Raw genomic sequence first — 22506 nt, 5'->3', positions numbered from 1 at the left:
AGATGTGTATAAGAGACAGGGATTATGACCGTGTTTATCAGTTAAAGCGTGATTTCCCACATCTGACGATGTCGATCAACGGCGGTATTAAATCGCTGGAAGAAGCGAAAAAGCATCTGCAACATATGGATGGCGTGATGGTGGGGCGTGAAGCCTATCAAAATCCCGGAATTCTGGCGTCAGTCGATCGCGAAATTTTTGCTACTGCTACTCATGATGCTGATCCGGTCGGCGTGGTGCGTGCCATGTACCCATATATTGAGCGTGAACTGAGTCAGGGCACTTATCTGGGGCATGTGACGCGCCATATGCTGGGACTGTTTCAGGGAATCCCCGGCGCACGTCAGTGGCGTCGTTACCTGAGTGAGAACGCGCATAAAGCCGGAGCCGATATTAACGTCCTGGAACATGCTTTGAAGCTGGTGGCTGATAAGCGTTAGTTTCTCACTAAAAGTTAGTTAATTTAACCACACCCTGTGCGTTGTCACAGGGTGTTTTGTTTTATAAATCAGTAGATTAACTTTGGCATGTTTCTTGTAAAGGAATGGAGAGTATTTTATTTCGGGAGAGAGTCATGCTGGAACTACTTTTTGTGATTGGATTTTTTATCATGCTGATGGTCACCGGCGTCTCGTTGCTGGGGGTGCTGGCCGCGCTGGTGGTAGCCACCGTCGTCATGTTTTTGGGCGGGCTATTTGCCTTGATGATTAAACTGTTGCCCTGGCTGTTACTGGCCGTTGCCGTGGTGTGGGTGATCAAGGCGATAAAAGCGCCAAAAGTCCCACAGTATCAGCGCAATAACCGCCGATTTTACTAAGGTATTGAGTGGTCCGTCACAACCTGAAACATTGCCTTTAGAACCAAATAGGAATTGATTATCAAATCTGTCACTATTGCCTGGTTAACGAATTCATCGAGCTGTACCCTACATACAGCCGAACTAAAAAAAGAAAGGGCTTCCTGCGGGAAGCCCTAATTCTTTACGGGATCAGCAGACTCGATCCCTGCGTGGCGCGACTTTCCAGCACTTCATGGGCCCGTTGCGCGTCGTGTAGCGCAAATGTCTGACCAGGTGCGACATCCACTTTGATCACCCCGCTGGCAATCAGCGAGAACAGCTCATTGCTGGCTTCGGTTAATTCATGGTGGTTGGTGATGTAACCCTGGAGCGAAGGGCGGGTCACGTACAGCGAACCTTTCTGATTAAGAATCCCTAAATTTACACCAGTCACGGGTCCGGACGCGTTGCCAAAACTGACCATCAGTCCGCGGCGCTGCAGACAATCGAGAGACGCCTCCCAGGTATCTTTCCCCACCGAGTCATACACCACCCGCACTTTTTTACCGCCGGTGATCTCTTTTACCCGCTCAACAATGCTTTCTTCACGATAGTTAATTACCTGCCACGCGCCGGCCTGCTGCGCAATTTGCGCTTTTTGCGCATTGCCGACGGTGCCAATCAGTTTCGCTCCCAACGCTTTCGCCCACTGACAAGCGATCAGACCGACGCCACCTGCGGCTGCGTGGAATAAAAACGGTTCGTCAGGCTGGATTTCATAGGTTTTGCGCAACAGGTAAAAAACGGTCAGCCCCTTCAGAAACGAGGCGGCTGCCTGTTCAAACGAGATAGCGTTAGGCAGAATAGCGGCTTTATCAGCCGGCACGTTATGCACTGAGCTGTAAGCGCCAAGCGCAGACTGAGCATACACCACGCGATCGCCAGCTTTGATGTGCGTCACTTTGCTGCCAACTTTGCTGACCACGCCTGCGGCTTCGGTACCCAGACCGCTGGGCAGAGAAGGCGGCGGATAAAGACCAGTGCGGATGTAGGTGTCGATGTAGTTGATCCCTATCGCTTTATTCTCGACCTGGATTTCGTTTTCCGCCGGGTCAACCGGCGTAAACTCCACAGCCTTGAGTACATCAGGCCCACCATGCTTGTGAAATTCAATACGTGTTGCCATGCTTCCTCCAAAAGAAATGTGGTAATCTTTCGACCCAATCATTATCTCGGTAACTCCATTCACTATGGCAGGAAATAAACCCTTCAACAAACAACAGACTGATGCTCGTGAGCGCGATCCCCAGGTCGCCGGGCTGAAAGTACCGCCGCACTCGATTGAAGCGGAACAGTCGGTGTTGGGCGGTTTAATGCTGGATAACGAACGCTGGGATGACGTGGCCGAACGCGTGGTCGCGGAGGATTTTTATACCCGCCCGCACCGGCATATCTTTACGGAAATGCATCGCCTGCAGGAGATGGGAAAACCCATCGATCTGATTACCCTGGCAGAGTCGCTGGAGGTTCAGGGCCAACTGGACAGCGTCGGCGGTTTTGCGTACCTGGCTGAGTTATCGAAAAATACGCCAAGTGCGGCCAACATTAGCGCTTATGCGGATATCGTCCGCGAACGTGCCGTTGTCCGTGACATGATTTCGGTCGCGAACGAAATTGCGGAAGCCGGATTCGATCCGCAAGGACGTTCCAGTGAAGACCTGCTGGATCTCGCGGAGTCTCGCGTCTTTAAAATCGCTGAAAGCCGCGCCAACAAAGACGAAGGCCCGAAAAACATTACCGATGTGCTCGACGCTACCGTCGCGCGTATCGAGCAGCTATTCCAGCAGCCGCACGACGGCGTCACCGGGGTGAACACCGGTTATGACGACCTCAACAAAAAAACCGCTGGTTTGCAGCCGTCAGACCTCATCATCGTCGCCGCGCGTCCGTCGATGGGTAAAACGACATTTGCAATGAACCTCGTCGAAAATGCGGCGATGTTGCAGGATAAGCCGGTTCTTATCTTTAGTCTTGAAATGCCCTCAGAGCAGATCATGATGCGTTCCCTGGCCTCGCTTTCACGCGTAGACCAAACAAAAATTCGTACTGGTCAACTGGATGACGAAGACTGGGCGCGAATTTCCGGAACAATGGGTATTTTGCTGGAGAAACGAAACATCTATATTGATGACTCCTCCGGCCTGACGCCAACGGAAGTGCGTTCGCGTGCCCGTCGTATCGCCCGTGAACACGGCGGTATCGGACTTATCATGATCGACTACCTGCAACTGATGCGCGTGCCGTCGCTTTCCGACAACCGTACGTTGGAAATTGCTGAAATTTCCCGCTCGCTGAAAGCGTTAGCGAAAGAACTGCATGTGCCGGTGGTGGCGCTGTCGCAGCTTAACCGCTCTCTGGAACAACGCGCCGACAAGCGTCCGGTCAACTCGGATCTGCGTGAATCCGGCTCCATCGAGCAGGATGCCGACTTAATCATGTTTATCTATCGTGATGAGGTTTATCACGAAAACAGCGACTTAAAAGGCATCGCCGAAATTATTATTGGTAAGCAGCGTAACGGTCCGATCGGAACGGTTCGCCTGACGTTTAACGGACAGTGGTCGCGATTCGACAACTATGCGGGCCCACAATACGATGACGAATAAATCTCCGTCATCCTTCATGCTGCAGATGCGTTGACTTCGCCCGTTCACCCCGGTCACTTAGTTTACTAAGCTTCCGGGGATTCTCAGGCTTGTCGCCTTTCTGCAACACGAATGATTTAGGAGATTCTTTTATTAAGGAATACAAATGCAAGCGGCAACTGTAGTTATTAACCGCCGCGCTCTGCGACACAACCTGCAACGTCTGCGTGAACTGGCTCCTGCCAGTAAACTGGTTGCGGTCGTGAAAGCGAACGCTTACGGCCATGGTCTGTTAGAGACCGCGCGAACGCTCCCCGATGCGGACGCTTTTGGTGTCGCTCGTCTTGAAGAAGCCCTGCGGCTGCGCGCGGGTGGGATCACACAGCCTATCCTGTTGCTGGAAGGTTTTTTCGATGCCACCGATCTGCCGACTATCTCCGCGCAGCGTCTGCATACCGCCGTACACAACCTGGAGCAGCTCGAGGCCCTGGAGGCCGCAAAACTGGCTGAACCGGTCACCGTCTGGATGAAGCTCGACACGGGCATGCACCGCCTGGGCGTGCGTCCTGAGCAGGCCGAGGCGTTTTATCAGCGCCTGACGCAATGTGAAAATGTGCGCCAGCCGGTCAATATCGTCAGCCACTTTGCACGCGCGGACGAGCCTGAGTGTGGCGCGACTGAAAAGCAGCTCGATATCTTTAATAGCTTCTGTGAAGGCAAACCGGGGCAGCGTTCGATTGCCGCATCCGGTGGTATTCTGCTGTGGCCGCAATCTCACTTCGACTGGGCGCGTCCGGGGCTGATTCTGTACGGCGTCTCACCGTTGGAAAACCACTCTATCGGTGCCGATTTTGGCTGCCAGCCGGTGATGTCGCTAACCTCCAGCCTGATTGCGGTGCGTGAGCACAAAGCGGGCGAACCGGTCGGCTATGGCGGTACCTGGCAGAGCGAGCGCGACACGCGTTTAGGCGTGGTGGCAATGGGTTATGGTGATGGTTACCCGCGTGCGGCGCCGTCTGGAACACCGGTGCTGGTCAATGGCCGTGAAGTGCCGATCGTTGGTCGCGTCGCGATGGATATGATCTGCGTCGATTTAGGCCCTGAGGCACAGGATAAGGCCGGTGATTCAGTGATTCTTTGGGGTGAAGGTTTGCCCGTGGAACGCATTGCTGAAATGACGAAAGTAAGTGCTTACGAACTTATCACGCGCCTGACCTCAAGGGTGGCGATGAAGTATATCGACTAAGTTCATGATATGCCGGACAGGCGGGAACGCCGCCATCCGGCAATATGCTCGCCAACTGCAACATCCTCTCGATCTTCTTCCGCTTCCGGTTTATTGTGTTCTTATCCTCTGCCTGTAAACCTGGAGAACCACCTCGTGTTTCAAAAAGTTGACGCCTACGCTGGCGACCCGATTTTATCGCTCATGGAGCGATTCAAAGAAGATTCACGTAGCGACAAAGTGAACCTCAGCATTGGTCTGTACTACAACGAAGACGGCATTATTCCTCAGCTTAAAGCTGTGGCGGAGGCGGAAGCCCGACTCAATGCCCAACCGCATGGCGCTTCGCTGTATCTACCGATGGAAGGTCTGAACACGTATCGTAATACCATTGCGCCGCTGCTGTTTGGCGCGGATCATCCGGTTCTCCTGCAACAGCGTGTCGCAACCATTCAGACGCTGGGTGGTTCCGGGGCGCTAAAAATTGGCGCAGACTTCCTGAAACGCTATTTCCCTGACTCTGGCGTATGGGTCAGCGATCCAACATGGGAAAACCATATTGCGATTTTTGAAGGGGCTGGATTCGAAGTGAGTACTTACCCCTGGTATGACAATGAAACCAACGGGGTACGTTTCAATGACCTGCTGGCCACGCTGAATACCTTACCAGCGCGCAGCATCGTGCTGCTGCATCCGTGCTGCCATAACCCGACCGGTGCAGATTTAACCCCTGCGCAATGGGATGCCGTTATTGAGATTCTGAAATCGCGCGATCTGATCCCGTTCCTCGACATTGCCTATCAGGGCTTTGGCGGCGGAATGCAAGACGATGCTTACGCGATCCGCTCTATAGCCAGCGCCGGATTACCCGCTCTGGTCAGTAACTCATTTTCTAAAATTTTCTCTTTATACGGCGAGCGCGTCGGTGGGCTGTCTGTGGTATGTGAAGACGCCGATGCGGCAAGCCGCGTTCTCGGGCAATTAAAAGCGACCGTACGTCGTAACTACTCCAGCCCGCCGAACTTTGGTGCGCAGGTGGTCGCTACGGTACTGGGTGATGACGCGCTGAAAGCCAGCTGGCTGGCGGAAGTCGAAGAGATGCGTACCCGCATTCTGGCAATGCGCCAGGAGCTGGTTAACGTGCTGAGCGCTGAAATTCCTGGCCGTAACTTTGACTATCTGCTGCAACAGCGCGGAATGTTCAGCTATACCGGGCTTAGCGCCGCTCAGGTCGATCGCCTGCGTGATGAGTTTGGTGTGTACCTGATTGCCAGTGGTCGTATGTGCGTGGCCGGATTGAATCACGCTAACGTGCAGCGCGTGGCGAAGGCCTTTGCTGCCGTTATGTAACAATCTGGTTTGCCGGATGGCGGCGTCAACGCTTTACCCGGCCTACAAGAGCATTGGTTTTTTTTCGTTTGTAGGCCGGATAAGCGTAGCGCCATCAGGCATGCTTTTCTGTGTGATCGTGCTCTTTTTCTGTAACAAAACCAGAGAAAATCCTTCCTTTCCCTTCCCTCAGGGGGTAAGGTCAGATAGTTTTTTGACCAGTTGTTAATAAAAAAATGATAACTAACTGACTACTTAGGGAAAAATATGCGCAAGTTTACGTTGGCACTGAGTGCCGTTTGTTTATTGTTCACGTTAAATCAGCCTGCTCAGGCATTAGTTTCTTCTCCCTCGCAGCTCAATCCAGGCACCAACGTTGCAAAACTCGCCGAGCAGGCCCCCATTCACTGGGTTTCCGTGGCGCAAATTGAAAACAGTCTGACTGGACGCCCGCCGATGGCCGTCGGGTTTGATATCGATGATACCGTCCTTTTTTCCAGTCCGGGCTTCTGGCGCGGTAAGAAAACGTACTCTCCGGACAGTGAAGATTACCTGAAGAATCCGGCTTTCTGGGAGAAAATGAACAACGGCTGGGACGAGTTCAGTATTCCAAAAGAAGTGGCGCGCCAGTTAATTGATATGCATGTGCGTCGTGGCGATAGCATTTTCTTCGTCACCGGACGTAGCCCGACGAAGACTGAAACGGTATCGAAAACGCTGGCTGATAACTTTCACATCCCGGCCGCTAATATGAATCCGGTCATTTTTGCCGGCGACAAGCCGGGCCAGAACACCAAAACGCAGTGGTTACAGGATAAAAACGTGCGCATGTTCTACGGCGATTCTGACAATGACATCACCGCCGCTCGCGACGTGGGTATTCGCGGTATTCGTATTTTACGTGCTTCCAACTCCACCTATAAACCGCTACCCCAGGCCGGCGCGTTTGGTGAAGAGGTGATCGTAAATTCTGAGTATTAAAGGCGCAGGCTGCTGTTTGGTGGTTTTTTAAACAAATTTGCGTTGCCGGCTTTTACCTTTTGCGGACTTGCTGCACACTGAATAAACGATGTTCTCATTAGGCGAGTGCTGGTAAGGGGAATAAAGATGACGAATTCGGAGTTGCTGCAATACTGCATGGCAAAAACGGGCGCGGAGCAGAGCGTGCACAGTGACTGGAAAGCCACACAAATCAAAGTCGAAGATGTACTCTTTGCCATGGTAAAAGAGGTAGAAGAACGCCCGGCGGTCTCTCTGAAAACCAGCCCTGAACTGGCGGAATTACTGCGTCAGCAGCATAGCGATGTACGACCAAGCAGGCATCTGAATAAAGCGCACTGGAGCACGGTGTATCTGGACGGCTCGCTGCCGGATTCGCAGATTTATTATCTGGTTGATGCCTCTTATCAGCTGGCGGTAAACACGCTGCCGGAAGATAAACGTCGGATATTGGCGCAGCCCTGATCTGTTTCGCCGGATGCGGCGCAAGCGCCTTATCCGGCCTACAAGACATTATGCATATTCTGTAGGCCAGATAAGTGTTGCGCAATTACAACAGCGGTTTGAGGAAGCGGGCCGTGTGTGAAGCTTCACACTCAGCGACCGTTTCTGGCGTGCCGGAGACCAGAATTTCCCCGCCGCCGCTACCGCCTTCCGGACCGAGATCGACAATCCAGTCAGCGGTTTTGATTACGTCCAGATTGTGCTCAATCACCACGATGGTGTTGCCCTGATCGCGCAACTGATGCAGCACGTCCAGTAACTGCTGAATATCCGCAAAATGCAGACCGGTGGTCGGTTCATCAAGGATATACAACGTCTGCCCGGTGCCGCGTTTTGACAGTTCGCGCGCCAGCTTCACGCGCTGCGCTTCGCCGCCGGAGAGCGTAGTGGCCGACTGGCCGAGACGGATATACGTCAGGCCCACGTCCATCAGCGTTTGTAGCTTACGCGCCAGCGCTGGGACGGCATCGAAGAACTCGCGTGCTTCTTCAATGGTCATATCCAGCACTTCGTGGATGGTCTTGCCCTTGTACTTAATCTCCAGCGTTTCGCGGTTATAGCGCTTGCCTTTACACTGGTCGCACGGCACGTAGATATCCGGCAGGAAGTGCATTTCAACTTTGATCACGCCGTCGCCCTGACAGGCTTCACAGCGTCCGCCGCGAACGTTAAAGCTGAAACGGCCCGGCGTGTAACCGCGCGCGCGGGATTCTGGTACGCCAGCAAACAGTTCGCGCACCGGCGTAAACACACCGGTGTAGGTTGCCGGGTTGGATCGCGGAGTACGACCAATCGGGCTTTGGTCAATGTCGATCACTTTGTCGAAATGTTCCAAGCCCTGAACATCGCGGTACGGCGCAGGTTCAGCCAGCGTGGCGCCGTTCAGCGCTGTCTGCGCAATCGGGAACAGCGTGTCGTTGATCAGCGTCGATTTACCGGAACCAGAAACCCCGGTAATGCAGGTGAACAGGCCAACCGGCAGCGTCAGGGTGACATCTTTCAGGTTGTTGCCGCGCGCGCCGGTAAGCTTCAGCACTTTTTCCGGATCGGCCGCCACGCGCTGTTTCGGTACTTCAATTTTACGCTTACCGCTCATGTACTGGCCGGTCAGCGACTCAGGCACCGCCATGATGTCGTCGAGCGTCCCTTCGGCAACCACCTGGCCGCCGTGAACGCCAGCGCCCGGGCCGATATCGATAACGTGGTCAGCGGCGCGAATCGCATCTTCATCGTGCTCGACCACAATCACGGTATTACCCAGATTACGCAGATGGATGAGCGTGCCCAACAGACGTTCGTTATCGCGCTGATGCAGACCAATAGACGGTTCATCCAGGACGTACATCACGCCGACCAGACCCGCGCCGATCTGGCTTGCCAGACGAATACGCTGGGCTTCGCCGCCGGAGAGCGTTTCCGCTGAACGCGACAGCGTCAGGTAGTTGAGGCCGACGTTGACCAGGAATTTCAGACGATCGCCAATCTCTTTAAGAATTTTCTCTGCAATCTTCGCTCGCTGACCGGCAAGCTTCAGGTTGTTGAAGAAATCCATCGCATGACCGATGCTCATGTCGGAAATTGCGGGCAGCGGCGTATTTTCAACAAATACGTGGCGGGCTTCCCGGCGCAAACGCGTCCCTTCACAGCTGGCGCACGGGCGGTTGCTGATGAATTTGGCTAATTCCTCGCGTACCGCGCTGGATTCCGTCTCTTTATAACGGCGCTCCATATTGTGCAATACGCCTTCGAACGGATGGCGACGTACGGACGTATCGCCGCGATCGTTCATGTATTTAAATTCGATATTCTCTTTACCGGAACCGTACAGCACCACTTTATGCACGGCGGGGTTCAGGCTGGCCCATGGGGCTTCGACGTCGAATTTATAGTGTTCCGCCAGTGACTTAAGCATCTGGAAGTAGTAGAAGTTGCGGCGATCCCAGCCGCGGATAGCGCCACCGGCCAGCGACAGTTCCGGGTTTTGAATCACCCGGTCAGGATCGAAATACTGTTGTACGCCGAGGCCGTCACAGGTCGGGCATGCGCCCGCCGGGTTGTTGAATGAAAACAGACGCGGTTCCAGTTCGCGCATGCTGTAGCCGCAGATCGGGCAGGCGAAGTTGGCAGAGAACAGCAGCTCTTCCGCTTTCGGGTCGTCCATATCGGCAACCACTGCCGTACCGCCGGACAGTTCCAGCGCGGTTTCAAACGATTCCGCCAGGCGCTGGGTGAGATCGTCACGTACTTTAAAGCGGTCAATCACCACTTCAATGGTGTGTTTCTTTTGCAGCTCAAGCTTGGGCGGATCGGACAGGTCGCACACTTCCCCGTCGATACGGGCGCGGATATAGCCCTGACCCGCCAGGTTTTCCAGCGTTTTGGTGTGCTCGCCTTTACGCTCTTTAATTATCGGCGCCAGCAGCATCAGACGCTTGCCTTCCGGCTGCGACAGGACGTTGTCCACCATCTGACTCACGGTCTGCGCCGCCAGGGGAACGTCGTGATCCGGGCAGCGCGGTTCGCCAACGCGGGCAAACAGCAGGCGCAGATAGTCGTGAATTTCGGTAATCGTACCTACCGTGGATCGCGGGTTATGGGATGTCGATTTTTGCTCGATTGAGATGGCGGGAGACAGCCCCTCAATGTGGTCGACATCCGGCTTTTCCATCAGTGACAGAAACTGACGCGCGTACGCGGAAAGGGATTCAACGTAACGACGCTGTCCTTCGGCATACAAGGTGTCGAAAGCGAGCGAAGATTTGCCTGAGCCCGAAAGCCCGGTGACGACAATCAGCTTGTCGCGCGGGATGACGAGGTTGATGTTTTTGAGATTATGGGTGCGGGCGCCCCGAACTTCGATCTTATCCATTCATCTTTCCCGGATTAAACGCTTTTTTGCCTGGCTGCATGGTGCTACCGGCGATCACAAACGGTTAATTATGACACAACCTAACCTGAATGGATATACAGTATTGGAATGCAAAACGCAGGTGTCTGTGCAACAATGTCTATCCGGGGTTGTTTACTGGAATCGATCTCGCAACGTAGTAAAAGCGCTATTGGAAATGCTACAATCCCGCGCTTACACTTATTCAGTAACGTTTTTCAGGAGACACGATCATGGCCAGCAGAGGCGTAAACAAGGTGATTCTCGTCGGTAATCTGGGCCAGGACCCGGAAGTACGCTATATGCCGAATGGTGGCGCAGTTGCCAACATTACGCTGGCTACTTCCGAATCCTGGCGTGATAAAGCGACCGGCGAAATGAAAGAGCAGACTGAATGGCACCGTGTCGTGCTGTTCGGCAAACTGGCGGAAGTAGCCAGCGAATATCTGCGTAAAGGTTCTCAGGTCTATATCGAAGGCCAGTTGCGTACCCGCAAATGGACCGATCAGTCCGGCGTAGAAAAGTACACCACTGAAGTTGTGGTTAACGTTGGCGGCACCATGCAAATGCTGGGTGGTCGTCAGGGTGGTGGTGCTCCGGCAGGTGGCGGTCAGCAGCAGGGCGGTTGGGGTCAGCCTCAGCAGCCGCAGGGCGGCAATCAGTTCAGCGGCGGCGCGCAGTCTCGCCCGCAGCAGTCAGCTCCGGCAGCGCCGTCTAACGAGCCGCCGATGGATTTTGACGACGATATTCCGTTCTAATTTTTCTGCTTTATACGAAAAATTATGGCTACCTCAAAACAGGGGTAGCCATATGTGATTTTTTATCAGTTCAACACCATCGGCCAGTCTGGCGGTGTGTGGCTCATCACTTCAACCATCACATTTTCAATGTTCTTCCAGATTGCGGACATATCCACCAGGGTTATGCCGAGCAGCCCGGTTGCAAACCAGCAGGCGAAAACCAGTCCCAAACCGCTACTAATGACGGCCAGGCCAATATAATCTGATTTACGAAAACGGATATTGAGCGTGCTGGCTAAAAACATCAGCACCGCGCTGAGTAGCTGCCATCGCAGAAGAACCACGCCAGTTGTTATCGTTGCCATGAAAAAACGTCCTCAGAAAGTCTTGATGCCCATGACAGCGCGGGGGTGTTCACCGAGGGTGTAGTACTCTGGCTCTCGACGGGCAATAACACGAATGAAACATTGTTTCTGTTACATGAATTGTGTGAACTATATCACATTTGCTCGTTTGTTCACCAGTGTTAGAGGTTATTTTTGCAGGATAATAACCATTTTATTTGCATGGTTATTTTTAATAAAAAAAACGATAACAAATAATCCAATAAAAAGATGCATATGGATTACCTGTTATGTTTATCCTAAATTATTCGTTAAGAAATTTAATGAATTTCTTAAACACGACCAGGATAATGCTCATAAAAAATTACTACTTGTTGATAATAATGTTATGAAATAAGCATAACTTTAAGTTTGCCTTACGGAAAAATAATATCATCATCAACTATTATCAGACTTTTACATAGAGAAGTCTGTTGCTAATAATGATAGATTCATGCAACTTAATCAGTCAGTGTTTATAGCATCCCGCCTAATGGGTTCTGGCATATACGAAACAGGGAAATAGGGCTGACATGAATCACAGTGCGCGACGCAAGATGCTGAAGTTCTTCGGAACATTCATGGTGGTATTGCTCCCCGTGGTGCTGGCGTTATGGTTTGCTCACATCCGGGCGATGTCCGAAACCCGTAATCAACTCAGCTCTTTTGCTCAACTGGTGTTAAATAAAACGGAATTGGTGATCCTCCAGGCTGATTTAGCGCGTGATATGGCCCAGTTGTATCAGGGTAAGATGTGTACCCCTGCCCATCAGAAAAGTATGCTGAATATTATTCGTGGTCGTTTATATATCAGTGAGCTAATTTATGCGCAGGGCGATCATTTTTTGTGCTCTACGTCAATGATGCCGCGAGTCCCATATATTATGGCGACAGCCGACTATAAACGCGCGCCAGACGTCTTCATCTATTACTACCGCGACACCCCCTTTTTCGCTGGCTACAAAATGACGTACATGCAACGAGGAAACTACGTTGTCGTCATCAATCCATTATCTTACAGCGAAGTCATGTCTGATGATCCGGATCTGTCCTGGGGAGTGTATGACACGGTAACGGACACCTTTTTCTCTGCCAGCGAAGGGGCGAATATTGCGCAGTTCTCGCCGCTGATAAGCGGTGAATCCTCAACATTCCAGCAGGGCGAGCGATTCTATACCATCGTACATTCAGAAAAACGCCCCATCGCGATTATTGTTTCGACCTCCGACGCTCGTGTGAATCAGATTTTCTATCATGAGGCGGCGTTAACGATCCCCTTTGGGATTATCTGCAGCATCCTGATACTGCTCATGTGGTGGCGTACGCGTCAGGAATACCTCTCTCCCCGCCGCTTATTAAAACGTGCGATCAAGAAACGTCAGCTTTGTCTGTACTATCAGCCGATCATTGACATCAAAAATGGACAATGTGTCGGGGCCGAGGCTTTGCTACGCTGGCCAGGCTGTAACGGCGAGGTGATGAGCCCGACGGAGTTTATTCCGCTGGCGGAAAAAGAGGGGATGATTGAGCAGATCACGGATTACGTTGTTGAGGAGGTCTTCAAAGATTTAGGGGCTTTTCTTTCGGCGAATCCTCAGTTGTATATCTCGATTAACCTCTCGGCTTCTGACTTTCATTCATCCCGACTGATTGCTCTGATTGCCGAAAAAAACCATGAGTACTCCGTGGCGGCCCAGCAAATTAAAGTTGAGGTGACGGAGCGCGGCTTTATCGATGTACATAAAATGACACCCATCATCCAGGCGTTTCGGCAGGCCGGTTTTGAAGTGGCGTTTGACGATTTTGGCACGGGATATTCCAACCTCCATAATTTGTCAGCGTTGAATATCGATATCCTGAAGATCGACAAATCGTTTATTAGCACGCTGGCCACTAACAGCACCAGTCACTTGATTGCCGAACATATCATCGAGATGGCGCAAAGCCTAAACCTGAAGACGATTGCGGAAGGGGTGGAAACGGCGGAGCAAATCGGGTGGTTGCTTGAACACGGCGTACAGTATTGCCAGGGCTGGTATTTTGCGAAGGCGCTGCCGCCGCAGGAGTTCATGCGTTGGATAAAACGCTCGCCCGCCATACTGACGCAGAGCGGGCAATAATTTTACAGGCGGTGGCGGTAATCGCTGGGAGTACGATCAAACTCTCGGCGAAATACGCGCGAGAAGGTTTGCTGCGATACATAGCCAAGATCCATCGCAATATCGAATATAGGCCGTTCGGTCGTCCGTAGTTCAACGGCGGCCAGCAGAAGCCGACGTTGGCGGATGTAGTCACCCAGCGTCTGACGCATCACCGTGCGGAACATTCTCTGCAAATACCACTTTGAGTAACCTGATTTTTTCGCAACCGCCTCAATGTTCAGCGGTTGATCGATATGTTCATCAATCCATTCAATAAGGGTCTGAATAATCTGCTGATGGGACATAGAGTTGCCTCTTTCTCAGTGTTCGATTCGTCGTTTTGTCTGTGGGCGAGTATAATTCCTCAAGTTAACTTGAGGTAAAGCGATTTATGGAAAAGAAATTACCCCGGATAAAAGCGTTGCTCACGCCAGGTGAAGTTGCAAAGCGTAGCGGTGTGGCGGTATCGACCCTGCATTTCTATGAAAGCAAAGGATTAATCAGCAGTATGCGCAACAGCGGCAATCAGCGTCGATACAAACGCGATGTGTTGCGTTATGTCGCGATTATCAAGATTGCCCAACGTATCGGCATTCCACTGGCCACGATCGGCGACGCGTTAGGTGTATTACCTGAAGGGCATTCGCTCAGCGCCAAAGAGTGGAAGCAGCTCTCTTCGCAATGGCGCGAGGAGTTAGACCGACGCATTCATACTCTGGTGGCGTTACGCGATGAGCTGGATGGGTGTATTGGCTGCGGCTGTTTATCCCGCAGTGATTGCCCGTTGCGTAACCCTGGCGATCAGCTTGGCGAGCAGGGGACCGGGGCGCGCCTGCTGGAAGATGATTGATTGGTTTAAAGTATGTGGCGGATATAACGGGTATAAAACTAAAGCGCCACAGAGGGCGCTTTAGTTTGGTTCCGGTCTTTGTCTTTCACTCTATCCCGTTGGTTCACGGGAGGGTTTCCCCCGACATCAACACCCCTCAGTCGAGCACGTTTGGGGAGGTTCCGGTCTGTGTTGATAATGTAAGTGTAAGCCACCCCTCTCTATTTGCCAGTGAATTGATTGCTTTTTAGCCAAAAATTTTTCCGCATCTTCATGCATTTTTTTGCGCGAGCAGGCGTGAAAAATAAATGCAAATCTTGTAATAACTCAGCGAAATTTGTTGCCAGATTGCGCATTGACGATAACGTTTGCGCATCGTCTGGCTATTTCTTGCGCATTATAAGAAGAAATGAGTAAAAAGCGGCAAAGTTCAGTTGAAAACCAACGTATGATCGCTGGATAATCGTTTGCTTTTTTTTATCACCCGTTTTTTATGCGCGGAGCTAAACGTTTGCTTTTTTGCGACACCCCTATTGACGCAAAGCTGGCACATGGAGAAATCGTTTAGCAGGCAGTGGATTGTCCACCACGCATAATGACGAAAAAATAAACTCTCAGGGGATGTTTTCTATGTCTACGCCTTCAGCGCGTACCGGCGGTTCACTCGACGCCTGGTTTAAAATTTCGCATCGCGGCAGTACCGTTCGTCAAGAAGTCGTTGCCGGATTAACGACGTTCCTGGCCATGGTCTACTCCGTTATCGTGGTTCCGGGGATGCTGGGTAAAGCCGGATTCCCGCCTGCCGCTGTGTTTGTGGCAACCTGTCTGGTTGCGGGCGTCGGTTCTATTGTGATGGGCCTGTGGGCGAACCTGCCGTTGGCGATTGGCTGCGCCATTTCGCTGACCGCGTTTACCGCATTCAGCCTGGTACTGGGACAACATATTAGCGTGCCCGTAGCGCTGGGCGCGGTGTTCCTGATGGGGGTTCTGTTTACCATCATTTCTGCGACTGGTATCCGTAGCTGGATCCTGCGCAATCTGCCGCAGGGCGTTGCGCACGGTACGGGGATTGGTATCGGCCTGTTCCTGCTATTGATTGCGGCCAATGGCGTTGGTCTGGTGATTAAGAACCCGCTGGACGGCCTGCCGGTTGCGCTGGGCGACTTCGATACCTTCCCGGTGATTATGTCGCTGGTTGGTCTGGCGGTGATTATTGGTCTCGAAAAACTGAAAGTACCGGGCGGCATCCTGCTGACCATTATCGGTATCTCCATCGTCGGCCTGATTTTCGATCCGGCCGTACATTTCTCCGGTATTTTTGCCATGCCGTCGCTGAGCGATGAAAACGGCAACTCGCTGATCGGCAGCCTGGATATTATGGGCGCACTGAACCCGATCGTTCTGCCGAGCGTGCTGGCGTTGGTCATGACCGCGGTCTTCGATGCGACCGGAACCATCCGCGCGGTAGCCGGACAGGCGAATCTGTTGGATAAAGACGGACAAATTATCGATGGCGGCAAAGCGCTGACCACCGACTCCCTGAGCAGCGTGTTCTCTGGTCTGGTAGGGGCTGCACCGGCGGCGGTTTACATTGAATCCGCAGCGGGTACGGCGGCAGGCGGCAAGACCGGCCTGACGGCGATCACCGTTGGCGTATTGTTCCTGCTGATCCTGTTCCTTTCTCCGCTCTCTTATCTTGTTCCTGTTTACGCAACGGCGCCTGCGTTGATGTATGTGGGGCTGCTGATGCTGAGCAACGTGGCGAAAATCGACTTTGCTGACTTTGTCGACGCGATGGCGGGTCTGGTCACTGCTGTATTTATCGTCCTGACCTGTAACATCGTTACCGGCATTATGATTGGTTTTGCTACCCTGGTCATTGGTCGCATTGTCTCTGGCGAATGGCGCAAACTGAACATCGGTACGGTGGTGATTGCTATCGCGCTGGTGGCCTTTTACGCGGGCGGTTGGGCTATTTGATTTTGCTTCGATGACGCTCCTGAAAACGGGTGGCCCAGGCCGCCCGTTTTTATTTTCAGAACACACTCGTTGTCTTTTGCGATACTCTCAAGTAGATAGAATTAAGGCACGACGCCTTTATCACCAATCATAAGAAACATCGCAAACAGGGAACGCATGGAAATCTTTTTCACCATACTCATCATGACCCTTGTGGTCTCGCTGTCGGGGGTATTTACTCGCGTATTGCCCTTCCAACTCCCTTTACCCCTTATGCAGATCGCCATCGGCGCCTTGCTGGCGTGGCCGACGTTTGGTTTGCATGTGGAATTCGATCCAGAGCTGTTTCTGGTGCTGTTTATCCCGCCGCTGCTGTTTGCCGATGGCTGGAAGACGCCGACGCGTGAGTTTCTGGAGCACGGGCGAGAGATTTTCGGCCTTGCGCTGGCGCTGGTTCTGGTCACGGTGGTCGGGATTGGCTTTATGATTTACTGGCTGGTGCCGGGGATCCCTCTCATTCCTGCTTTTGCACTGGCTGCCGTGCTGTCGCCAACCGATGCCGTCGCCCTTTCCGGTATTGTGGGTGAGGGGCGCATCCCGAAGAAAATCATGGGTATCCTGCAGGGCGAAGCGTTGATGAACGACGCGTCCGGCCTGGTCTCGCTGAAATTTGCCGTTGCCGTGGCGATGGGCACGATGGTGTTTACCGTCGGCGGTGCAACGCTTGAGTTCTTCAAAGTGGCGGTTGGCGGCATCCTGGCCGGTTTTGTCGTCAGTTGGTTATACGGACGCTCCCTGCGTTTTCTTAGCCGTTGGGGCGGTGATGAGCCGGCAACGCAAATCGTCCTGCTGTTCCTGCTGCCGTTTGCGTCTTATCTGATTGCGGAACACATCGGTGTTTCAGGCATTCTCGCGGCGGTTGCTGCCGGGATGACGATTACCCGCTCTGGCGTGATGCGCCGCGCGCCGTTGGCGATGCGTTTACGTGCTAACAGCACCTGGGCGATGCTGGAGTTTGTGTTTAACGGCATGGTCTTCTTGTTGTTAGGACTGCAGTTGCCGGGCATTCTGGAGTCATCTTTGGCGGCGGCGGAAGTCGATCCGAACGTTGAAATCTGGATGCTGTTTACCGATATCGTGCTGATTTATGCCGCGCTGATGTTGGTACGTTTTGGCTGGTTGTGGACCATGAAGAAGTTCAGCCTGCGCTTCCTGAAGAAAAAGCCGATGGAGTTTGGCTCCTGGACGACGCGTGAAATCCTGATTGCCTCCTTTGCGGGAGTTCGCGGGGCCATTACCCTCGCCGGTGTGCTCTCCATTCCTCTGTTGTTACCGGACGGGAGCGGCTTCCCGGCGCGTTATGAGCTGATCTTCCTCGCCGCGGGCGTGATTCTGTTCTCGCTGTTTGTCGGCGTGGTGATGCTGCCGATTCTGCTACAGCATCTGGAAGTTGCAGACCACTCGCAACAGCAAAAAGAGGAGCGCATTGCCCGCGCTGCCACGGCGGAAGTCGCGATTGTCGCGATCCAGAAAATGGAGGAGCGTCTGGCTGCGGATAGCGAAGAGAACATTGATAATCAGCTACTGACTGAGGTGAGCTCCCGTGTCATTGGTAACCTGCGTCGTCGCGCCGATGGGCGAAACGATGTAGAAAGCTCAATGCAGGAAGAGAACCTGGAGCGACGGTTCCGCCTGGCGGCGCTGCGTTCAGAACGCGCCGAGCTTTATCATCTGCGCGCCACGCGTGAAATCAGCAATGAAACGCTGCAAAAGCTATTGCACGATCTGGATTTGCTGGAAGCGCTGTTGATTGAGAACCAATAAAAGGAAGCTCGTTGTAGGCCGGATAAGGCGTTTAGCCGCATCCGGCATTTTACGACTCCTGCGTTAACCAAAACCCTTCGCAACATTTCAGCCATGCCTGGGCGCTGTGCGACAGATACACACCTTCGCGCCAAATCATGCCCAACTGCCAGCGTAAGTCGCTTTCCAGAGGGATCCAGCGCAGCGTTTGCTTATCCAACCGCTGGCAAATCGGCTCCGGTAAAATGGCGATCCCGACGCCGGCTTGCACCATTGCCGCCAGAAAATCCCACTGCCCGCTGCGCACAGCGATACGCGGTTTTACGTTGTGCTGGTTAAACAACTCAAGCAGTTGACGGCTCAACGCGAAATCTTCGTTGTAGATAAGCAGCGGATGCTCCGCCAGCGCTTCGGGGGAAATGGAGTCGCACGTTGTCCATTGACCGGAGCGGGGGACCAGCACGCAGAGCGGATGACTGAAAAGCGGTAAGGTCGCCAGACCGCTCTCTTCTTCAACCGGCAACGCGGTCATCGCAACATCCAGATCGCCGTTCATCACCGCCTGCTGGACGGTTAAACCGCCAAATTCAGACACTTTCAGTTCCACGCCGGGATAACGCTGGCGAAAAAGGCTGATGGGGCCAGCCATCAACATACCCACCATGGGCGGGATACCGAGGCGCAGTATTCCCTTGTTGAGGTGATTAATGTCGCTGAGTTCTGCTTCGAGCTGGCGGAATTCGGCGAGGATCGCCAGGCCGCGTTCGAACACGACCTGGCCGGTATCGGTCAACAACAGCCGCCGTCCGTCGCGGATGAGCAACGTGCAATTAAGCTCGTCTTCAAGGTTCTTCAACATTTTGCTGATGGTGGGCTGGGTGACAAAGAGTTTCTCCGCTGCGCGGGTAAAGCTCTGCTGACGCACCACCTCAACAAAATATCGCAGCGTTCTGATATCCATGATTATTCCTTAAGACTATGCCTGCAATGATTTTAATTCATTTCAGTCCTGGACGGGGGCTCTCTATACTGGCGCTCTCTATTTTTTAAGGACATACCCTCATGGCTGTGGCGATAAGCCGCGTGACGCCTGCCGTTATTCATCGACTCCAGATCCCTGTTCAGGTTCTGTTGTACGCAGGTCTCTTTGTTTTTGCTCAATATCTTGTCGCCTGGCTGCATCTGCCGCTTCCTGCCAACCTGGTTGGGATGGTGCTGATGCTGGCGTTGATTGTCTGCCGGGTTATCCCGCTGAACTGGATCCGCGCAGGCGCTCGCTGGTTACTGGCTGAAATGCTGTTATTTTTTGTCCCGGCGGTGGTCGCCGTCGTTAACTATACGCAACTGCTACTGGTTGATGGATGGCGTATTTTTGCCGTTATTGCGATAAGTACGATGATGGTGCTCGGCGCAACGGCATGGGTCGTGGATAAAGTGTATCGCTATGAAATGAGCAGGTTAAACCGTGAGTAATTTCCAGTTAAGCGTGCTGTGTCTGGTGATTACGCTGGGCATCTATTTTGCCAACAAGCGCCTGTATCGCCGCTTTCGTAAATTACCGCTGATGCCGTTAGTGCTTACTCCGGCGCTGTTGGTGCTGATGTTGGTCTTTGGACATATCTCCTGGCAAAACTATATTGGTGAATCGCACTGGCTGCTATGGCTGCTAGGTCCCGCAACCATTGCCTTCGCCGTTCCGGTTTATGACAACCTCGCCGTGATTAAACGTCACTGGATGTCGCTGACGGCGGGTGTGGTGACGGCGACACTGGTGGCGGTCACCAGTTCCGTCTGGTTAGCGCGCCTGTTTATGCTGCCTGATGAAATTCAGCGCAGTCTGGCGGTGCGGTCCGTTACTACGCCATTTGCGCTGGCGGCGGCAGAGCCATTGGGCGGTCAGCCGGATCTGGTGGCATTGTTCGTGGTCGTGACGGGCGTATTCGGGATGGCGGTCGGCGATGTGCTGTTTTTGCGGCTCTCTATTCGCGAAGGGATGGCGAAAGGCGCAGGTTTTGGCGCAGCATCGCACGGCGCAGGCACGGCTCGCTCATATGAGCTCGGCCAACAGGAGGGCGTAGTGGCTAGCCTGGTGATGATGCTTTCCGGCGTGGTGATGGTGCTGGTATCGCCGCTGGTCGCAAGGCTGATGTTCTGAGAAAGGCAGTAATCCTCCGGCCCGGAAGCCGGAGGAGAGGGAAGATTAGTGCGCGCGACCTTGTTCAACGCCATACCCGGTCTGGGAACGGATGAACTGAGCACGGAACTGCTCGCGTTCGCGGTTACCTTCTTCTGAGTTATCGGTGGCAGAGAAGAACCAGATCCCGAGGAACGCTACGCTGATGGAGAACAGCGCCGGATATTCATACGGGAATATGGCTTTTTCGTGACCCAGGATTTGTACCCAAATTGTTGGGCCAAGCACCATCAGCACGACGGCCGTCAGCAGACCTAACCAGCCGCCCATCATTGCGCCACGCGTGGTCAGTTTTGACCAGTACATGGAGAGCAGAATGATGGGGAAGTTACAGCTGGCTGCGATAGCAAATGCCAGTCCCACCATGAAGGCGATGTTCTGGTTTTCGAACAGCACGCCGAGCACGATGGCAATCACACCCAGCACCAGTACGGTAATTTTCGACACCTTCAGCTCTTCGCGCTCGGTTGCGCCTTTGCGGAATACGTTGGCGTACAGGTCGTGAGAAACTGCCGATGCGCCCGCCAGCGTCAAACCAGCAACCACTGCCAGAATGGTGGCAAACGCCACTGCCGAGATGAAACCGAGGAACAGGTTCCCGCCCACCGCATTCGCCAGATGTACCGCCGCCATGTTGTTACCGCCGATAAGCGCGCCAGCAGCGTCTTTATACACAGGGTTCGCGCCAACGAGCATGATCGCGCCAAAGCCGATGATAAAGGTCAGGATGTAGAAATAACCCATAAAACCGGTGGCATAGAATACGCTTTTACGCGCTTCGCGGGCATCGCTGACCGTGAAGAAACGCATCAGGATGTGCGGTAAGCCCGCCGTACCAAACATCAGGCCGAGACCTAACGACAGCGCGGAGATCGGATCTTTCACCAGCCCGCCCGGGCTCATAATGGCGGAACCTTTCGGGTGTACCGCCATCGCTTCGGTGAACAGATTGTTGAAACTAAAGCCGACGTGCTTCATCACCATAAAGGCCATAAAGCTGGCGCCGAACAGCAACAGAACGGCTTTAATGATCTGTACCCAGGTGGTTGCCAGCATGCCGCCAAACAGGACGTACATCATCATCAATACGCCAACCAGCACGACGGCAATGTGGTAGTTCAGGCCAAACAGCAGCTCAATCAGTTTACCCGCGCCGACCATCTGCGCGATCAGATACAGCGCGACCACCACCAGGGAACCACACGCCGAGAGAATACGAATCGGACCTTGTTTCAGGCGATAAGAGGCCACGTCGGCAAAGGTGTAGCGACCAAGGTTACGCAGGCGTTCAGCAATCAGGAACAGGATAATCGGCCAGCCGACCAGGAAGCCGAGCGAGTAAATCAGTCCGTCATAACCGGAGGTAAAGACCAGCGCGGAAATCCCGAGGAACGATGCAGCAGACATATAGTCGCCTGCAATCGCCAGCCCGTTCTGGAAGCCGGTGATGTTACCGCCAGCGGTGTAGTAGTCATTACGCGAACGCACGCGTTTAGACGCCCAGTAGGTAATACCAAGCGTAAAGATGACGAAAATCAGGAACATGATAATCGCCTGCCAGTTGGTTGGCTGGCGTTGGACTGCTCCGCTTATAGCATCCGCCGCGTTTGCGGCGAAGGGCAGCGTGGCGGCAAGCGCCGTCAGGACTCTCTTCATGATGCTTTAACCTCGTGCAGAACCGCATTGTTCAGGCGATCGAATTCACCGTTTGCCCGCCAGATATAGATCCCGGTCAGGATGAAGGAGATAAGGATCACGCCGACCCCAATCGGAATACCCCGGGTGACGCTGGTTCCCGCGTGCAGCGGAGTACCCAGCCAACCAGGCGCAAAGGCAATCAGTAAAATAAAGCTGATGTAAACTGCCAGCATGATGATGGACAGAATGGTGGCAAACCGTTGCCGTTTTTCAACTAACTCCCTGAAACGCGCACTGTCTTCTATCCGCTGATAAATATTGTCATTCATCACAGAGCTCTCCAGAGGTCCCCTGCGTCTTTCGCGCTACAGGTTCGTTGGCCGCACTCGCCCACCCCAGTCACATAGTGAACTATGCTCCTGGGGATGTGCTCGCTTGCCGCCTTCCTGTAA

The 22506-nt window shown here is 53.3% G+C and carries 21 protein-coding genes; 14 read left to right on the top strand and 7 right to left on the bottom strand.

What is annotated here, in order from left to right:
• Both KQJ18_RS07665 and pspG read left to right on the top strand, forming a co-directional pair.
• The coding region (locus KQJ18_RS07665) for a tRNA-dihydrouridine synthase (RefSeq protein ID WP_216421776.1) at window positions 1-440 on the top strand (440 nt) is incomplete at its 5' end.
• 134 nt (window positions 441-574) lie between these two features.
• Window positions 575-817, top strand: a complete 243-nt coding sequence (gene pspG, locus KQJ18_RS07660; protein WP_016155352.1) for an envelope stress response protein PspG — start codon at window positions 575-577, stop codon at window positions 815-817.
• 163 nt (window positions 818-980) lie between these two features.
• Here the strand turns inward: pspG and KQJ18_RS07655 are convergent, their stop codons facing one another.
• Window positions 981-1964, bottom strand: a complete 984-nt coding sequence (locus tag KQJ18_RS07655) for a quinone oxidoreductase (protein WP_150344506.1) — start codon at window positions 1962-1964, stop codon at window positions 981-983.
• A gap of 64 nt (window positions 1965-2028) precedes the next feature.
• Here KQJ18_RS07655 and dnaB point away from each other — a divergent pair, with 64 nt between their 5' ends.
• The 5 genes from dnaB to KQJ18_RS07630 all read left to right on the top strand — a co-directional run bounded on the left by dnaB (window position 2029) and on the right by KQJ18_RS07630 (window position 7441).
• Entirely contained in the window at window positions 2029-3444 is a 1416-nt protein-coding gene (dnaB, locus tag KQJ18_RS07650) for a replicative DNA helicase (protein WP_003826610.1), read from the top strand.
• A 145-nt stretch (window positions 3445-3589) separates the two neighbouring features.
• Entirely contained in the window at window positions 3590-4669 is a 1080-nt protein-coding gene (alr, locus tag KQJ18_RS07645; RefSeq protein ID WP_085049635.1) for an alanine racemase, read from the top strand.
• 135 nt (window positions 4670-4804) lie between these two features.
• Window positions 4805-5998, top strand: coding sequence for an aromatic amino acid transaminase (gene tyrB / locus KQJ18_RS07640; protein ID WP_038636267.1), 1194 nt, complete (start codon window positions 4805-4807; stop codon window positions 5996-5998).
• Window positions 5999-6244: 246 nt separating this feature from the next.
• Window positions 6245-6958, top strand: coding sequence for an acid phosphatase AphA (aphA, locus tag KQJ18_RS07635; protein ID WP_038636269.1), 714 nt, complete (start codon window positions 6245-6247; stop codon window positions 6956-6958).
• A gap of 126 nt (window positions 6959-7084) precedes the next feature.
• The gene (locus KQJ18_RS07630; protein ID WP_038636271.1) at window positions 7085-7441 is read left to right on the top strand and encodes an MmcQ/YjbR family DNA-binding protein; all 357 of its coding nucleotides are present in this window, start codon (window positions 7085-7087) and stop codon (window positions 7439-7441) included.
• 85 nt (window positions 7442-7526) lie between these two features.
• Here the strand turns inward: KQJ18_RS07630 and uvrA are convergent, their stop codons facing one another.
• Window positions 7527-10349 carry an excinuclease ABC subunit UvrA gene (gene uvrA, locus KQJ18_RS07625; RefSeq protein WP_038636273.1) on the bottom strand — a complete coding sequence of 941 codons (2823 nt, stop codon included), beginning with the start codon at window positions 10347-10349 and terminating at the stop codon, window positions 7527-7529.
• A gap of 251 nt (window positions 10350-10600) precedes the next feature.
• On the opposite strand from uvrA, the gene ssb1 reads away from it, so the two are divergent.
• Window positions 10601-11125, top strand: coding sequence for a single-stranded DNA-binding protein SSB1 (ssb1, locus tag KQJ18_RS07620; RefSeq protein ID WP_003826621.1), 525 nt, complete (start codon window positions 10601-10603; stop codon window positions 11123-11125).
• 65 nt (window positions 11126-11190) lie between these two features.
• Here ssb1 and KQJ18_RS07615 read toward each other — a convergent pair whose 3' ends face one another.
• Window positions 11191-11472: a YjcB family protein gene (locus tag KQJ18_RS07615; protein WP_038636276.1), complete on the bottom strand. Its 282-nt coding sequence runs from the start codon at window positions 11470-11472 to the stop codon at window positions 11191-11193.
• A 551-nt stretch (window positions 11473-12023) separates the two neighbouring features.
• Here KQJ18_RS07615 and KQJ18_RS07610 point away from each other — a divergent pair.
• Window positions 12024-13610, top strand: a complete 1587-nt coding sequence (locus KQJ18_RS07610) for an EAL domain-containing protein (RefSeq protein WP_038636279.1) — start codon at window positions 12024-12026, stop codon at window positions 13608-13610.
• 2 nt (window positions 13611-13612) lie between these two features.
• On the opposite strand, the gene soxS is transcribed toward KQJ18_RS07610, so the two are convergent.
• Window positions 13613-13936 (bottom strand): superoxide response transcriptional regulator SoxS, encoded by a 324-nt coding sequence (gene soxS / locus KQJ18_RS07605; protein ID WP_005132611.1) that lies wholly within the window; start codon window positions 13934-13936, stop codon window positions 13613-13615.
• A gap of 86 nt (window positions 13937-14022) precedes the next feature.
• Between soxS and soxR the strand changes: the two genes are divergently transcribed.
• The 3 genes from soxR to KQJ18_RS07590 all read left to right on the top strand — a co-directional run bounded on the left by soxR (window position 14023) and on the right by KQJ18_RS07590 (window position 18243).
• Window positions 14023-14481: a redox-sensitive transcriptional activator SoxR gene (soxR, locus tag KQJ18_RS07600; protein ID WP_003826630.1), complete on the top strand. Its 459-nt coding sequence runs from the start codon at window positions 14023-14025 to the stop codon at window positions 14479-14481.
• Window positions 14482-15090: 609 nt separating this feature from the next.
• Window positions 15091-16440 (top strand): guanine/hypoxanthine transporter GhxP, encoded by a 1350-nt coding sequence (gene ghxP / locus KQJ18_RS07595; RefSeq protein ID WP_038636284.1) that lies wholly within the window; start codon window positions 15091-15093, stop codon window positions 16438-16440.
• Between the two features lie 156 nt (window positions 16441-16596).
• Window positions 16597-18243, top strand: a complete 1647-nt coding sequence (locus KQJ18_RS07590) for a Na+/H+ antiporter (RefSeq protein WP_038636287.1) — start codon at window positions 16597-16599, stop codon at window positions 18241-18243.
• Window positions 18244-18292: 49 nt separating this feature from the next.
• Here KQJ18_RS07590 and KQJ18_RS07585 read toward each other — a convergent pair whose 3' ends face one another.
• Window positions 18293-19183: a LysR family transcriptional regulator gene (locus KQJ18_RS07585; protein WP_038636290.1), complete on the bottom strand. Its 891-nt coding sequence runs from the start codon at window positions 19181-19183 to the stop codon at window positions 18293-18295.
• A gap of 101 nt (window positions 19184-19284) precedes the next feature.
• Between KQJ18_RS07585 and KQJ18_RS07580 the strand changes: the two genes are divergently transcribed.
• Both KQJ18_RS07580 and KQJ18_RS07575 read left to right on the top strand, forming a co-directional pair.
• Window positions 19285-19695, top strand: coding sequence for a CidA/LrgA family protein (locus tag KQJ18_RS07580; RefSeq protein WP_087856533.1), 411 nt, complete (start codon window positions 19285-19287; stop codon window positions 19693-19695).
• Window positions 19688-20377, top strand: coding sequence for an LrgB family protein (locus tag KQJ18_RS07575; protein WP_038636296.1), 690 nt, complete (start codon window positions 19688-19690; stop codon window positions 20375-20377). Before KQJ18_RS07580 ends, KQJ18_RS07575 begins: the two co-directional genes overlap by 8 nt.
• 45 nt (window positions 20378-20422) lie before the next feature.
• On the opposite strand, the gene actP is transcribed toward KQJ18_RS07575, so the two are convergent.
• Window positions 20423-22072 carry a cation/acetate symporter ActP gene (gene actP / locus KQJ18_RS07570; RefSeq protein ID WP_042312968.1) on the bottom strand — a complete coding sequence of 550 codons (1650 nt, stop codon included), beginning with the start codon at window positions 22070-22072 and terminating at the stop codon, window positions 20423-20425.
• Window positions 22069-22383: a DUF485 domain-containing protein gene (locus KQJ18_RS07565; protein WP_006688274.1), complete on the bottom strand. Its 315-nt coding sequence runs from the start codon at window positions 22381-22383 to the stop codon at window positions 22069-22071. The genes actP and KQJ18_RS07565 overlap by 4 nt, the downstream gene beginning before the upstream one ends.
• Window positions 22384-22506 lie beyond the last annotated feature (123 nt).

Origin of the sequence: Citrobacter sp. S55_ASV_140 (assembly GCF_018919505.1) — a bacterium.
Lineage (GTDB): Bacteria > Pseudomonadota > Gammaproteobacteria > Enterobacterales > Enterobacteriaceae > Citrobacter > Citrobacter werkmanii.
This window is presented reverse-complemented; position numbering and strand designations above follow the sequence as displayed.

Bases quoted from the DNA above. Each gene is read 5' to 3' on its own strand.
- uvrA (WP_038636273.1), bottom strand. From the start codon at position 10,349: ATGGATAAGATCGAAGTTCGGGGCGCCCGCACCCATAATCTCAAAAAC.
- KQJ18_RS07565 (WP_006688274.1), bottom strand. From the start codon at position 22,383: ATGAATGACAATATTTATCAGCGGATAGAAGACAGTGCGCGTTTCAGG.
- soxR (WP_003826630.1), top strand. From the start codon at position 14,023: ATGGAAAAGAAATTACCCCGGATAAAAGCGTTGCTCACGCCAGGTGAA.
- ssb1 (WP_003826621.1), top strand. From the start codon at position 10,601: ATGGCCAGCAGAGGCGTAAACAAGGTGATTCTCGTCGGTAATCTGGGC.
- KQJ18_RS07630 (WP_038636271.1), top strand. From the start codon at position 7,085: ATGACGAATTCGGAGTTGCTGCAATACTGCATGGCAAAAACGGGCGCG.
- pspG (WP_016155352.1), top strand. From the start codon at position 575: ATGCTGGAACTACTTTTTGTGATTGGATTTTTTATCATGCTGATGGTC.
- KQJ18_RS07580 (WP_087856533.1), top strand. From the start codon at position 19,285: ATGGCTGTGGCGATAAGCCGCGTGACGCCTGCCGTTATTCATCGACTC.
- KQJ18_RS07585 (WP_038636290.1), bottom strand. From the start codon at position 19,183: ATGGATATCAGAACGCTGCGATATTTTGTTGAGGTGGTGCGTCAGCAG.
- ghxP (WP_038636284.1), top strand. From the start codon at position 15,091: ATGTCTACGCCTTCAGCGCGTACCGGCGGTTCACTCGACGCCTGGTTT.
- KQJ18_RS07610 (WP_038636279.1), top strand. From the start codon at position 12,024: ATGAATCACAGTGCGCGACGCAAGATGCTGAAGTTCTTCGGAACATTC.
- dnaB (WP_003826610.1), top strand. From the start codon at position 2,029: ATGGCAGGAAATAAACCCTTCAACAAACAACAGACTGATGCTCGTGAG.
- actP (WP_042312968.1), bottom strand. From the start codon at position 22,072: ATGAAGAGAGTCCTGACGGCGCTTGCCGCCACGCTGCCCTTCGCCGCA.
- soxS (WP_005132611.1), bottom strand. From the start codon at position 13,936: ATGTCCCATCAGCAGATTATTCAGACCCTTATTGAATGGATTGATGAA.
- KQJ18_RS07615 (WP_038636276.1), bottom strand. From the start codon at position 11,472: ATGGCAACGATAACAACTGGCGTGGTTCTTCTGCGATGGCAGCTACTC.
- KQJ18_RS07655 (WP_150344506.1), bottom strand. From the start codon at position 1,964: ATGGCAACACGTATTGAATTTCACAAGCATGGTGGGCCTGATGTACTC.
- aphA (WP_038636269.1), top strand. From the start codon at position 6,245: ATGCGCAAGTTTACGTTGGCACTGAGTGCCGTTTGTTTATTGTTCACG.
- KQJ18_RS07590 (WP_038636287.1), top strand. From the start codon at position 16,597: ATGGAAATCTTTTTCACCATACTCATCATGACCCTTGTGGTCTCGCTG.
- alr (WP_085049635.1), top strand. From the start codon at position 3,590: ATGCAAGCGGCAACTGTAGTTATTAACCGCCGCGCTCTGCGACACAAC.